This window comes from Bacillus sp. LNXM12-1, from assembly GCF_003004375.1.
Lineage (GTDB): Bacteria > Bacillota > Bacilli > Bacillales > Bacillaceae > Bacillus.
This window is the reverse complement of record NZ_PVWX01000002.1, coordinates 384127-396901: the sequence shown is the minus strand read 5'-3', so window position 1 is coordinate 396901 and position 12775 is coordinate 384127. Positions and strand designations below refer to the sequence as shown.

The window sequence follows — 12775 nt, the reverse complement described above, 5'->3', positions numbered from 1 at the left end:
AATTGTCGTTAAAATTTATAGTAAATGTTACTTTTTTCTTATTTGAAGATAATTTATTTATCCATAAATAGTAAAGTGAAGATAGAAATATTTTTTAATTGCTCTACATTCACTCTTCCTAAAGTACTACTTGCTCAAGTATGATAAAGAGTGAATACATAAAGGAGTGAACACCATTGCAACAAACTGAGAAAATCATTCAATCTCTTCATTCGATCACAAAGTGGGGAAAAGTTGGTAGTATATTTCTCTATATTTCAGGCGGCCTAGCTATTCTTATTGGTTTTTGGCTTGTTCTTCCTGCTGCCCTTGGCGTCTTCCTCATTATGATGGGAATCCATGTACAAAAATCTGTAAACGCAGCTGAACAATTAATTCAAGCTCCTGATACTTCTTATGAAGAGTTATTAGAACAATATGCTAAGATGATGAAAATGCAGACGCTATTTGCCATATCAAGTATTGTCACAGTCATTCTCTCATTCATCGTCATTATCTTGATGCTGATATTAGGTGGCCTAGCCTTTCTTCAAGAAATTCCTAGTGACGTCCAGCAATACGAAGGTGAATACGAACAAGAGCTTGGAGACTTTTATTAATGGAGAGGGGTATCAATGAACATTCGATACCCCTTTTGTTTGATCATTTGGCATTGTTCATCCTACTAAGCTTGACATTCCGCCTTGATCATTTTAAAATACAAATCGTAACCATTACGAATTAAAGGAGGATCCTATTACTGATGCGCGTAAAAATTACCTTAGCCTGTACTGAAACGGGTGACAGAAACTATATCACAACAAAGAATAAAAGAACGAACCCGGACCGACTGGAGTTAAAAAAATATTCTCCTCGGCTAAAGAAATATACCCTTCATAGAGAAACAAAATAATTTTTTAGATTTTAAATCGTAATCATTACTTTTTAAGTGAGGCGGAAATCAAAATGAGTATGGTTAAAAGGACAGAAAGAAATGAATAAGCGAATACCTGTTACAGTATTAAGCGGTTTTTTAGGTGCAGGAAAAACAACAATATTAAATCATGTCCTACAAAATCGTAAAGGGTTAAAAGTAGCTGTGATTGTCAATGACATGAGCGAAATTAATATTGATGCAGAACTAGTCAAACAAGGCGGTGAGCTCTCTCGATCAGATGAGAAGCTAGTTGAATTGTCTAATGGTTGTATTTGCTGCACATTGAGAGAAGATTTGTTAATCGAAGTAGAACGCCTGTGTAAGACTGGTCATATCGATTATATTGTCATTGAGTCAACAGGTATTAGTGAACCAATTCCAGTCGCGCAAACTTTCTCTTATATTGATGAAGAAATGGGAATAGATTTGACACGCTTTTGCCGGTTAGACACGATGGTCACTGTTGTAGATGCGAATCGTTTCTGGACCGACTTCCAGTCAGGAGAAAGTTTATTAGACCGTAAACAAGCCGTTTCCGATGATGACGAACGAGAAATTTCCGATTTACTTATTGATCAAATTGAATTTTGTGACGTGCTGATTATAAATAAATGTGATCTAGTATCAAACTCAGAATTAGATCGACTTGAGCGCGTGCTGACCACACTTCAACCAGAAGCATCTATCATCAGAACCTCAAAAGGTAAAGTACAGCCAAGTGACATTTTGAATACTGGTTTATTTGACTTTGAAAAATCCAGTGCTTCTGCTGGCTGGATCAAAGAAATCAACGCCGGGCATTCTCAGCATACGCCGGAAACAGAAGAATACCAAATCTCATCTTTTGTTTATGAAAGAAGACTCCCCTTCCATACTGGCAGGTTAAATAATTGGTTAGATCAGATGCCAGAGCAAATAGTTCGCGCTAAAGGATTTACATGGCTTGCCACACATCATGATTTAACCATTTTAATTTCACAGGCCGGAAAATCTGTTGCGATTGAACCAATTGCATACTGGATTGCTGCCTTGCCTGAGCAAGATAAGGCACGGATATTAAAGCAAGAACCAGAGCTTCTTGACGAGTGGGACGCAGAATTTGGTGATCGGCATACAAAACTTGTGTTTATCGGCGTAGATTTGCCTAAAGCAGATATCATTCGCACACTAGATCAATGCTTACTCACACCTGAAGAATTTGATCAAGATTGGACTACATTTGAAGACCCCTTTCAATGGAAAATCCAACATTAAAAAAGGAGGGTTTTAAGTGGCAAAGAAATCTAAGATTGCTAAAGAAAAAAAGCGGCAGCAGCTTGTATTGAAATATGCAGAATTAAGAAAAGAGTTAAAAGAAAAAGGTGACTATGAAGCTTTACGGAAATTACCTAGAGACTCTTCCCCTACCCGTTTAAAAAACCGCTGTGAATTAACCGGCCGCCCTAGAGGTTACTTACGAAAATTTAAAATGTCTAGAATTGCTTTTCGTGAGCTTGCCTATAAGGGCCACATCCCAGGAGTAAAAAAATCGAGCTGGTAAAGATTGAGTTGATCTTATCACAGCTCTCATAAAAGTAAAGTAGCAAAAAATGTTTAAAATTCTATTTTCCAGGCATTTCTAAACCTTTTTGAGCTACAAAATAACATTTTAAAAACCAGCAGAGTTTCTGCTGGTTTTTTATAATGACTGGATTCATAAGATGAATAGACCTATTTCAAAAAAAGATTGTCAACAATGATTATGACTTTTTCTCTTCTTTTCAAAAATACATGATCATGATACTTTGTTGTCACTACCCACCGATGTATGACATTTCAACTTTTTTCTGATCTTTCTTCTGTTCTCTCTCGGCTGAATATTGATCATGTCTATTCGACCATAGTTCCTTCAATATATTCTTTATATCTTCATTATCTTTAGCCGAGCGAATCACCCGTTTCAGATCAAAACCCAACGATGCAAAAAGACATGTAAACAATTCACCGCGAGCAGAAAGCCTCGCTCTGTTACATGTTCCACAAAAAGCATCTGAAACAGAAGAAATAATGCCTATCTCTCCTGAACCATCTTTATAAAAGAATCGGTTGGCTACTTCACCTGGATATTGAGGAGGTTCTGGTTTGATAGGAAATGTTGAATCAATTAGACCAATGATCTCTTTCTTTGTCATGACATGCTCTAGATTCCATTTGTTCGTATTTCCAACATCCATAAACTCGATAAATCTGAGAACATGTCCTTCTTTTTTAAAGTAAGCTGCCATTGGTAAAACATCCTGATCATTCACACCTTTTTGAACAACCATATTGATCTTAATAGCAAGTCCAGCTTTTTTTGCAGCCTCAATCCCATCAAACACTTTTTGGATAGAAATATTCCTTCCGTTCATTTGCATAAAACGGTCAGGATTTAATGAATCCAAACTAATGGTGACTCTCTGAAGACCTGCTTTCTTTAACTTATCAGCATATAAAGGTAAAAGCGTTCCATTGGTTGTCATAGCAATGTCTTCGATTCCTGGAATTTTTGAGAGCTTTTCTATTAAGATAGGCAAATCTTTTCGCATTAAAGGTTCACCACCCGTGATGCGTATTTTCACCACACCTAAGTCCTTTGCAAAAAGGGTAGCAAGCTGTTCAATTTCTTCGAAACTAAGCAGTTCTTCTTTATTCAAAAAAGGATAATCTGGTCCAAAAATTTCAGCAGGCATACAGTACGTACATCTAAAGTTACAGCGATCTGTTACTGATATTCTTAAATCGCGCAATGGTCGATGTCTCTTATCCAATATACTGTCCATACTTTGCCTCCTATTCTGTAATACGCTGATGGTGAGTGTAGATATTAAAAGATTTTCCTCTGACGAATCCAACTGTCGTGATATTTAATTCTTCTGCCATATTAAGCGCCAGCTCAGTAGGTGCTGATTTTGAGATGACGATCGACACTCCTAGTTTTGCTGCCTTCAATAAAACTTCTGACGATATCCGGCCGCTAAACACAAGGATTTTATCTCTAAGTGGAATTCGATGAAGTAAACAGTATCCATAGATTTTATCTAAAGCATTATGTCTTCCTATATCAGTTCTAGTGATGAATAGCTTCTCTGTGTCACACAGTCCAGCATTATGCACACCACCAGTATGTTGAAATAATTGGCTTTCTTCTTGTAAACACTTCATTAGATGCATACAGGTTTCAGCAGAAATGTTGATTCGATCAATGGCTGTTTTTGCCGTTTTCACATCTTGGAGAAAATAAAAGTGTCTCCCTTTCCCACAACAAGAACCAATCACTCGCTTTGTAAAATCTGATGACTGAAATCCGCTTGGGTGAACTAAATCAACATATGCAAAGCCCATACTTTCATCTATTGTAAACCTTTTAATCTCATTTTCAAATCGAATGACTCCTTCTGAAGCTAAAAAACCGATAACCAATTCATTCAAATGATCTGGTGAACAAACAAGTGTCACAAATTCCTCTCCATTCACGATCACAGTTAAAGGGAATTCTTCTACAACTTCATCTGTTTTGCAAGTAAATTGGCCTTCACTGTATTGGTGTATGACTCGTTTCTTTTTAACAGAAGGATTCATTGTATGATCTTCCTTTCAGCACAAATTTAGTTATATGATCCAATCAAATTATGATATTATTTTAAAAAGTCATAAAATTGTAACATATTCCTATCTTATCAAACTTTTTGATTGCTTTATATGGGGGGAACAAAATGAACAAATCGAAAAATCGCTGGCTCATTGCAACAAGTGCTGTAGGAATTCATTTATCTATTGGGTCTGTTTATGCTTGGAGTGTTTTTACGAATCCTTTACATCAAGCTTTTCAGTGGTCATTGACAGAAATAAGCTTGACCTTCAGTATTGCTATTTTATTTTTAGGATTATCTGCTGCTTTCATGGGGCATTTCGTTGAAAGATATGGTCCAAGAGCATCGGGGCTTTTCTCAGCCATTTTCTTCGGTATCGGAATGACAGGATCAGGGTTCGCTGTCCACATGTCCTCACTCCCTCTCCTCTATTTATTTTATGGTGTACTCGCTGGGATAGGATTAGGAGTAGGTTACATTGCACCTGTATCAACTTTAGTGAAATGGTTTCCGGACCGAAGAGGACTTGCAACCGGCTTAGCTATTATGGGTTTTGGATTTGCTTCTCTTATTTGCAGCCCAATTATCCAATATCTCATTGAAAAAGTGAACATCGCAAATACCTTTTACATTCTTGGAATTTCCTATTTTATGATCATGGTGATCTCATCTCTTTATTTATCACCACCAACATCTGAAGACGTCAAACAGTTTGACGTGTTAAAAACAAATCAAAGAAAAATCCCTCAGGATTTATCACAGCTTACAGCAAATGAAGCGATCAAAACACGACGTTTTTATTATTTGTGGCTCATGCTCTTTATTAATATCACATGCGGAATTGCCATTATTTCAGTTGCATCGCCTCTTGCACAAGAAAGTGTTGGATTCACTGCAGGTGCTGCAGCTGCCCTTGTTGGTATTTTAGGTGCTTTTAATGGTTTAGGGCGGATTGGCTGGGCATCCTTCTCAGATTATATCGGAAGGCCGAATACGTATACAATCTTCTTTAGTATCCAGCTCATTGCCTTTCCTTTACTCCCCTATTTAAAAGAACCGCTCGTCTTTTCAATCGTGATGGCGATCATTTATACGTGCTATGGAGGAGGGTTTGCTTCAATTCCAGCCTATATTGGGGATTTATTTGGCACGAAACAACTTGGTGCCATACACGGTTATATTCTGACTGCCTGGGCCGCTGCTGGTTTAGCTGGACCTTTATTTTCATCCTTTATTCGAGATATAACAGGTAACTACACGCAAAGTCTGATGGTGTTCTCTGGCTTATTTTTCATCGCTTTTATCATATCTCTTCTCATAAGGAAAGATATTCAACAGCTTAGAGAAACAAACCTTACTGCTACTTCTTCTGTCTCAGCCCGACCTTAATTTGAATTTGACAGAATCACAATCTAAAGGTAATTTTTAGATATGAAAACGCTTCATAAAGTAATAGGAGGGTGATGATATCATGGGGAAAACAAAACATAAGGGGCCTATTAAGCTTAATAAAAAACCCTCACCAAAGCTATGGGCCTCTTTTGCGCCTATGGGGCTTGGGAAAGTAAAACCGAAACACATTCGAGATACGATGAAAGTGGCATGGGAAAACAAGGATAATCTCCCCTATGCATATCGTATTTTAACGCAGGGCGTGTGTGATGGCTGTGCCCTGGGTGTTTCAGGGTTATATGACCAAACGCTCGCAGGACCTCATATATGCACCACAAGACTAAATGTACTTCGTCTTAATACAATGCCAGCTATTGATCCAAAATGGTTCGAAGATATTCAACAGCTCAAACAAATGGACAGCACCTCTCTTCGCAAACTTGGCCGTATTCCTTATCCACTGATTCGAAAAAAAGGTGACAATGCCTTTACGCGTATTTCCTGGGATGATGCATTAGATCAAATCGCAGCTAAAATCAAATCAATTGATAAACGGCAGCTCGCTTTCTATTTAACGGCTAGAGGAATTACAAATGAAGTCTATTATACCGCTGCGAAGGCAGCTCGCTTTATCGGGACAAATCATATTGATAATGCGTCTCGCATTTGTCATTCACCGAGCAAAACCGCTCTTAAACGATCCCTTGGTATAGGAGCCTCCAGCTGTAATTACAACGATTGGATCGGAACAGATGTCTTAATTTTTTGGGGATCTGTCGCAGCAAACAATCAGCCCGTTTCCACTAAATATATGTATGCGGCGAAAAAGAAAGGAACCAAAATTATTGTCATCAATCCGTACAAAGAGCCTGCCATGGAAAAGTACTGGGTTCCCTCTATTCCAGAAAGTGCTCTATTCGGCACAAAAATCGCGGATGATTTCTATCAAGTCAATATAGGCGGCGATATTGCGTTTATGAACGGCGTCATCAAACATTGGTTTGACATGGAGCAGCATGCTCCCCATTCCGCTCTTGATCATGAATTTATTCAAGCCCATACTACCGGCATACAGGATTTAAAGCAGCATGTCGCACAGTTGAAGTGGGAGGACCTAGAAGCATCATCAGGCTTATCAAAAGAAAGAATGAAGGAATTTGCGATCCTCCTTGCCAATGCCAATTCAGGCGTTTTTATTTGGAGTATGGGTCTTACCCAGCACCGCTTTGCAACTGATAATATATCACAGGTCGCCAACCTTGCTATGTTACGTGGATTTATTGGCAGGAAACATTGTGGTGTCATGCCAATTCGGGGGCATAGCGGCGTTCAAGGTTCTGGTGAAATGGGTGCTGATCCATTTGTTTTGCCGGGCAGTGATTTTGATGAAGAGAATATTGAAAGAATCGAAAAAATTTGGGGGTTTGACATTCCGAAATGGCATGGTGACACCATTGGGCAATCCTTTGAGAAAATGGCTCTCCCAAAAGAACATCCGCAAAAACTCAAAATGCTGTTTACGAGCGGCGGAAACTTTTTAGAAACGATGCCAAATCCAGATGCGATCGAAAAAGCTTTATCTGAGCTTGAACTCCGTGTCCATCAAGATATCATTTTGAATACCTCTACACTTGTAGAGGCAGAAGAGACGGTAATTGTTCTGCCTGCTATGACAAGGTATGAACAGCCAGGAGGCGGTACATCAACTAGTACGGAACGCATGGTATATTTCAGTCCAGAAATTGAAGGACCTCGCATTGAGGAAGCCAGAGCAGAATGGGACATTTATATTGATCTTGCAAAAAGAGTACGGCCTGAAGATGCTGAGCTGATTCATTTCGAAACGGCTGAAGACATTCGCCGTGAGATTGCGGTCGCAAATCGAAACTATGACGGCATCCAGCATTTGCGTCATAAAGGAGACGTTTTTCAATGGGGAGGTGCCTGGCTATGTGAAGACGGGGAGTGTCCAACACCGGACGGCAAAGGACATCTTCTTCCTGCCCAGCTGCCTCAATACCGAAAAACGGAAGGACATTTTAATATCACAACAAGAAGAGGAAAGCAATTCAACTCCATGATCTATAGTGAAAAGGATGCGTTTAATGGTGGAAAGCGTCATTCTATCTTGATGAATGACGAAGATGCAAAAGAACTTTATGTCCAAGAAGGTGATCCAGTTGTTTTGTTTAATCAATATGGGTCCTATCAAGGAGTGGCTCAATTCGGGGAGTTGAAACGTGGCAATATCGCTGTTTATTGGCCTGAAGGGAACGTTTTAATTCCAAAGGGTGTGTATGAGAGCTACTCACAGATTCCCGAATATAATACGGCGGCCATATTAGAAAAAGCCGAAACTTTTCATGCAAGAAAAGATCAGCACTACGTGGAGAAACGCATTGATGAATTAGAAACCACTTTGAATTGATCTTCAACTAAAAAACAGCTGGGGAAAACAATCCCCAGCTCCTATTCATATCCTACTGACCAAAAGCGCTCGCTTCATTTTGTAGAATGTGATTCAATTCTTCGGCATTCGCAGCCGGTTGATATTGTCCACCACCCGCTTTTGCAACAGACTTTAGACTTTTTGCTTCTTTTTCATTCACGTCAAAGCCGATGATATTGACGATGGTGTCAATTCCGTCTTCATGTAATTCCTTTGCTGCTTGTGAAGGGCTTCCTCCACAAGTTTCTTTACCATCACTGACGACATAGACAATATTTTTTCCTTCAGCCTGGTGATCTTCAAAATCTTGTTTCGTATCTGTTAATGCTTTTGCAAGTGGTGTCCAGCCGGTCGGCTTATACACATTCAGTGCTTGCTGAAATGTTGATGGCTCATATGATCCAAATCCGTAAACGGCTTCAGAGCTTCCACAAGAAACTGCTTTTCCTGCATTTTTATTGGTTCCTTCATGACCAAACACACGTAGCAGGACTTGTGTATCTTCTGATAAAATACTTGCGAAGCTTTGAATAGAACGTTTGGCGATATCGATTTTCTTTTCGCCTTCAACTGATTGTGCCATGCTGCCGCTTAAATCAAGTAATATCACCACATGAGCAGGCTCCTGTTTTGTCACAGCATGAGCTGGTGAAGAAAGAAGCAGGACAAGACTAGCCAAAATGGTTAATACAATATTTCGTTTCATTCATAAAAACCTCCCTTTTTACATTTGTACAGAAAAAGAGAAACGATAGCATACATCAATCGTTTCCCTTTTGTTCAGCAAGTTATTCGTGTAGTTTTAATGATTCTGCCGACAAGATAGAACCCATTTCTTTACCAGTGCTTGCTTGGTAGTATTGGCCTTTACCCGCTTTGGCTACTTGCTTTAATTGACCTTCATAGCCGTCGTTAAAGTCTAATCCGATCACATTAACAACAGTCGATCCTTTTGAGTTATGCAATTCTTTTGCTACTTTTACTGGATCTCCGCCACAAGTTTCTTCACCATCAGTGATTAGGTACACAATATGTTTTGTTCCACCATTAAGCTGTTCATCCGTTTGCTTTGCATTTTCAAGAGCACGAGCAATCGGTGTCCAGCCATTTGGTCCAAGTCCGTTTAAAGAGTTTTCAAAGCTTTCTTTTTCGTAAGGCTGTACGCCATAAACGCCTCTAATGACTTCACATGATTGAGCTTTACCTGAATTTTTGTTGTTTCCTTCAGAGCCAAACAAGCTCATACGAATTTTAGCGTCTTTTGGAAGTGACTGAGCAAATTTAAATACCTCTTGTTTTGCGAGGTCAAATTTGCGTTCTCCCTCTACTTTTCTTGCCATGCTTCCACTTGCATCAAGTAAGATAGTAACTCTTACATCTTTGTTATGTTTTTTGACTGTAGATGCTTTTGCAAATACTGGTGAAGAGATTGACATAGATAATGTCAATACAGCTAAGGTTACGAGTGTAAATACTTTTTTCAACATCATTTTTCCTTCCTCCTTATGTATTTAATTGAAACATCTTAATCGTAAATTATTCTGTCTTGGAATGGTATAGGACTCGGTCCCTTTTTCTCTTTCATCAAAATCACTAAAAATCTGTCAGTTGTCTAGATATATTCACCTAACACATCATTTTTTCTTTTGTTTTCTCCTTCTTTCGAGGGGCTTTGTATCGGCCATCGGTTCTTGTCGGGACGTAAATGTTTAAGATTTCCTGAGGTGCGTCTTAAGTCGCAAATTGACACATTCTGTTCAAACCTCTTGGAACACAAAAAAAGATGCCTCATTTCTGAGGCACCTTTGCTTTATTTTTTAGCCATATACGTGTTGAGAAAACGTTCAGCTGATTCAATTTGAATCCCTTTATAATAATGTTTCACGATAGCCTCTACTTTTTTGCCTGACTGTGCCATATAGTGCGCACCATACTGACTCATTCCAACCCCATGGCCATACCCTTTTGTCGTAATGATAATTTGCTGGCCCTGTCGTTCCCATGTAAAGTCCGCTGAATGAAGTCCTAGTGACTCTCGAATGTCTCTGCCTGTCAGTGTTTTACCGTTTATTACGGCTTTCGCTACTTGATTTCCTGGCGTCCGTTCTACTATCTGTCCTACCTGAGCCTGCTGAGTGAGCGTCACACCTAATTTTTGCTGAAATTCACTAACTGGGATGGTTTTCTTGTTTTGAAATTTTGGCGATTTTTCGTCCCATTTACTTGAGACACTTTTCAAATATGGGATTTCGTTTTTCCAATAAGCTTCAGCATTTTCCGTTTTTCCGTTACTTGTTGAAAAGAATGAGGCATCAATTGGTTTCTCGTCATAAGTCAGCACTTTTCCTTGTGTGCTGGCGACAGCTTCTGTGACTTTTTTTAACTTCCAATTGTACGCTTTCCCCCAAATTTTCTTGAGTTCCTGCTTGTTTTTATAAACTTGGAACATTTGGGTGTCATCTACAAGAGAGCCCTTTGGTGATTTGACGGTCTTATCGATGATCATTTGTCTGACGATATACGTTCTTGCAGCGAGTGCCTGTGCCTTGAGTGCTTCCATTTCAAAATCAGCTGGCATTTCAGACGCTACGACACCGATCACATACTCTTCTAAGGGGATGTTTTCTACCTGCTGATGAGCTGAACGATAGACGGGGATAGCGACGGGTGATTGCTTCAATTTGACTGTACCCTTCACTTCTTTTTTAACTGATGGCTCCGCTGATACATGCTGGCTTACCTCCGGTTTCCCTTGAAACGTCGGCAACACAAGTAAAGTTGGAATCATTAAAATAATGATGCATATTCCTGCGATTGTCCATATCATTGGTTTCATATTTGGCTGCCCCCATTTGTCATTGAATCTCTTTTATCCTATGGGCGGGGACAAGCTAATATGACAGCTTCTTTCATTCAGTGGACAAGTCTTTTGATGAAGATATGAGGCTGTTTATCAACTGATTTTACTGTTCGTCTTTATGAATAAAATTTAAGATGGTTGGATACACTAATGATAAGCTTTAAAAATAAAGCATTCTATGATTCTAAAAAAAATCAGCATGCCCCATGGACACACTGATTTCTTTATAATTACGCGTTCAGATCTGATACAACTTGTTCTTGTGTCACATCTGCTGTTTCATCGTTTACTCTTTCAATATCTGCACCGATTGCTGCAAGCTTCTGGTGGAAGTTCACATAACCACGATCGATATGCTTCAACTCCGTGACACGTGTATGACCTTCTGCTACTAATCCAGCAAGTACAAGTGCTGCTCCTGCTCTTAAATCAGTCGCTGATACTTCAGCACCTTGAAGTTGAACCGGCCCGTTGATAATCACAGAGCGACCCTCAATTTTAATATCGCCATTCATGCGGCGGAATTCTTCAGCATGCATAAAGCGGTTTTCAAACACCGTTTCTGTAATCATGCTTGTTCCGTTCGCACGAAGCAATAGCGCCATCATCTGAGATTGCATATCCGTTGGGAAACCAGGATGTGGCATTGTTTTTAGATCGATTGGCTTGAGCTCAGATGGTCCAATGACTCTTAAACCTTCTTCTTCTTCAATGATCTGAATACCCATTTCTTCCATTTTTGCTACAAGTGATGTCATGTGCTCTGGCACTGCGCCCTTTACAAGAACATTTCCTTCTGTAATAGCTGCTGCCACCATGAAAGTACCTGCTTCAATTCTGTCAGGGATGATGTTGTGTTTTGCACCGTGAAGTGTTTCCACACCTTCGATTTTGATTGTACCAGTACCAGCTCCGCGAACCTTACCGCCCATGGCATTGATGTAGTTTGCCAAATCAACAATTTCAGGTTCTTTTGCTACGTTTTCTAAAATCGTTGTTCCTTCAGCTAATGCTGCTGCCATGATGATGTTTTCAGTTGCACCGACACTTGGGAAATCCAAATAGATTTTCGCACCTTTTAAACGGCCTTTTACTTCAGCCTCGATGAAACCATTTCCTACTTGAATTTTAGCTCCCATTGCTTCAAAGCCTTTTAAATGCTGGTCAATTGGTCTTGAACCAATCGCACAGCCTCCAGGTAATGCAACTCTTGCATGACCTGTTCTTGCTAAAAGTGGTCCCATGACGAGCACAGACGCTCGCATTTTACGGACATACTCAAACGGAGCCTCAGTTTCTAGTGCATGAGATGCATCCACTGATACTTCGTTATTTTCAAAATGTACTTCTGCTCCTAAATGACGTAACACTTCATTGATTGTATATACATCGGAGAGCGTAGGTACATCACAAATTACGCTTTTTTCTGTACTTGCTAACAAAGATGCAGCGATAACTGGTAAAACGGCATTTTTTGCGCCTTCTACTTTAACTGTGCCGTTTAACTTTTGACCGCCGCGGACGATGATTTTTTCCAAGGTCTTCCC

General features: G+C 39.5%; 12 protein-coding genes. 6 read left to right on the top strand and 6 right to left on the bottom strand.

Annotation, left to right across the window (positions count from 1 at the left end):
* Nucleotides 1-176 precede the first annotated feature (176 nt).
* From C6Y07_RS09515 to rpsN, 4 genes are all read left to right on the top strand, one after another.
* Nucleotides 177-599 carry a DUF5362 family protein gene (locus C6Y07_RS09515; protein WP_106071345.1) on the top strand — a complete coding sequence of 141 codons (423 nt, stop codon included), beginning with the start codon at nucleotides 177-179 and terminating at the stop codon, nucleotides 597-599.
* A gap of 143 nt (nucleotides 600-742) precedes the next feature.
* The gene (gene rpmG / locus C6Y07_RS09510) at nucleotides 743-892 is read left to right on the top strand and encodes a 50S ribosomal protein L33 (RefSeq protein WP_003214771.1); all 150 of its coding nucleotides are present in this window, start codon (nucleotides 743-745) and stop codon (nucleotides 890-892) included.
* Nucleotides 893-973: 81 nt separating this feature from the next.
* The gene (locus tag C6Y07_RS09505) at nucleotides 974-2170 is read left to right on the top strand and encodes a GTP-binding protein (RefSeq protein WP_060597482.1); all 1197 of its coding nucleotides are present in this window, start codon (nucleotides 974-976) and stop codon (nucleotides 2168-2170) included.
* Between the two features lie 16 nt (nucleotides 2171-2186).
* Nucleotides 2187-2456: a 30S ribosomal protein S14 gene (rpsN, locus tag C6Y07_RS09500; RefSeq protein WP_025093900.1), complete on the top strand. Its 270-nt coding sequence runs from the start codon at nucleotides 2187-2189 to the stop codon at nucleotides 2454-2456.
* A gap of 253 nt (nucleotides 2457-2709) precedes the next feature.
* Here rpsN and moaA read toward each other — a convergent pair whose 3' ends face one another.
* Nucleotides 2710-3717, bottom strand: coding sequence for a GTP 3',8-cyclase MoaA (gene moaA / locus C6Y07_RS09495; protein ID WP_106071344.1), 1008 nt, complete (start codon nucleotides 3715-3717; stop codon nucleotides 2710-2712).
* 10 nt (nucleotides 3718-3727) lie between these two features.
* Nucleotides 3728-4516 (bottom strand): formate dehydrogenase accessory sulfurtransferase FdhD, encoded by a 789-nt coding sequence (fdhD, locus tag C6Y07_RS09490; RefSeq protein ID WP_060597483.1) that lies wholly within the window; start codon nucleotides 4514-4516, stop codon nucleotides 3728-3730.
* A 134-nt stretch (nucleotides 4517-4650) separates the two neighbouring features.
* Between fdhD and C6Y07_RS09485 the strand changes: the two genes are divergently transcribed.
* Nucleotides 4651-5916: an L-lactate MFS transporter gene (locus C6Y07_RS09485; RefSeq protein WP_060597484.1), complete on the top strand. Its 1266-nt coding sequence runs from the start codon at nucleotides 4651-4653 to the stop codon at nucleotides 5914-5916.
* An 82-nt stretch (nucleotides 5917-5998) separates the two neighbouring features.
* Nucleotides 5999-8347, top strand: a complete 2349-nt coding sequence (locus tag C6Y07_RS09480) for an FdhF/YdeP family oxidoreductase (RefSeq protein WP_106048112.1) — start codon at nucleotides 5999-6001, stop codon at nucleotides 8345-8347.
* 52 nt (nucleotides 8348-8399) lie between these two features.
* Here the strand turns inward: C6Y07_RS09480 and C6Y07_RS09475 are convergent, their stop codons facing one another.
* The 4 genes from C6Y07_RS09475 to murA form a co-directional block, all read right to left on the bottom strand.
* Nucleotides 8400-9074: a VWA domain-containing protein gene (locus C6Y07_RS09475; protein WP_034660275.1), complete on the bottom strand. Its 675-nt coding sequence runs from the start codon at nucleotides 9072-9074 to the stop codon at nucleotides 8400-8402.
* A gap of 82 nt (nucleotides 9075-9156) precedes the next feature.
* The gene (locus tag C6Y07_RS09470; protein ID WP_080869567.1) at nucleotides 9157-9855 is read right to left on the bottom strand and encodes a VWA domain-containing protein; all 699 of its coding nucleotides are present in this window, start codon (nucleotides 9853-9855) and stop codon (nucleotides 9157-9159) included.
* A gap of 323 nt (nucleotides 9856-10178) precedes the next feature.
* Nucleotides 10179-11204, bottom strand: coding sequence for a stage II sporulation protein D (spoIID, locus tag C6Y07_RS09465; protein WP_106071343.1), 1026 nt, complete (start codon nucleotides 11202-11204; stop codon nucleotides 10179-10181).
* Nucleotides 11205-11458: 254 nt separating this feature from the next.
* Nucleotides 11459-12766: a UDP-N-acetylglucosamine 1-carboxyvinyltransferase gene (murA, locus tag C6Y07_RS09460; protein ID WP_034660278.1), complete on the bottom strand. Its 1308-nt coding sequence runs from the start codon at nucleotides 12764-12766 to the stop codon at nucleotides 11459-11461.
* Nucleotides 12767-12775 lie beyond the last annotated feature (9 nt).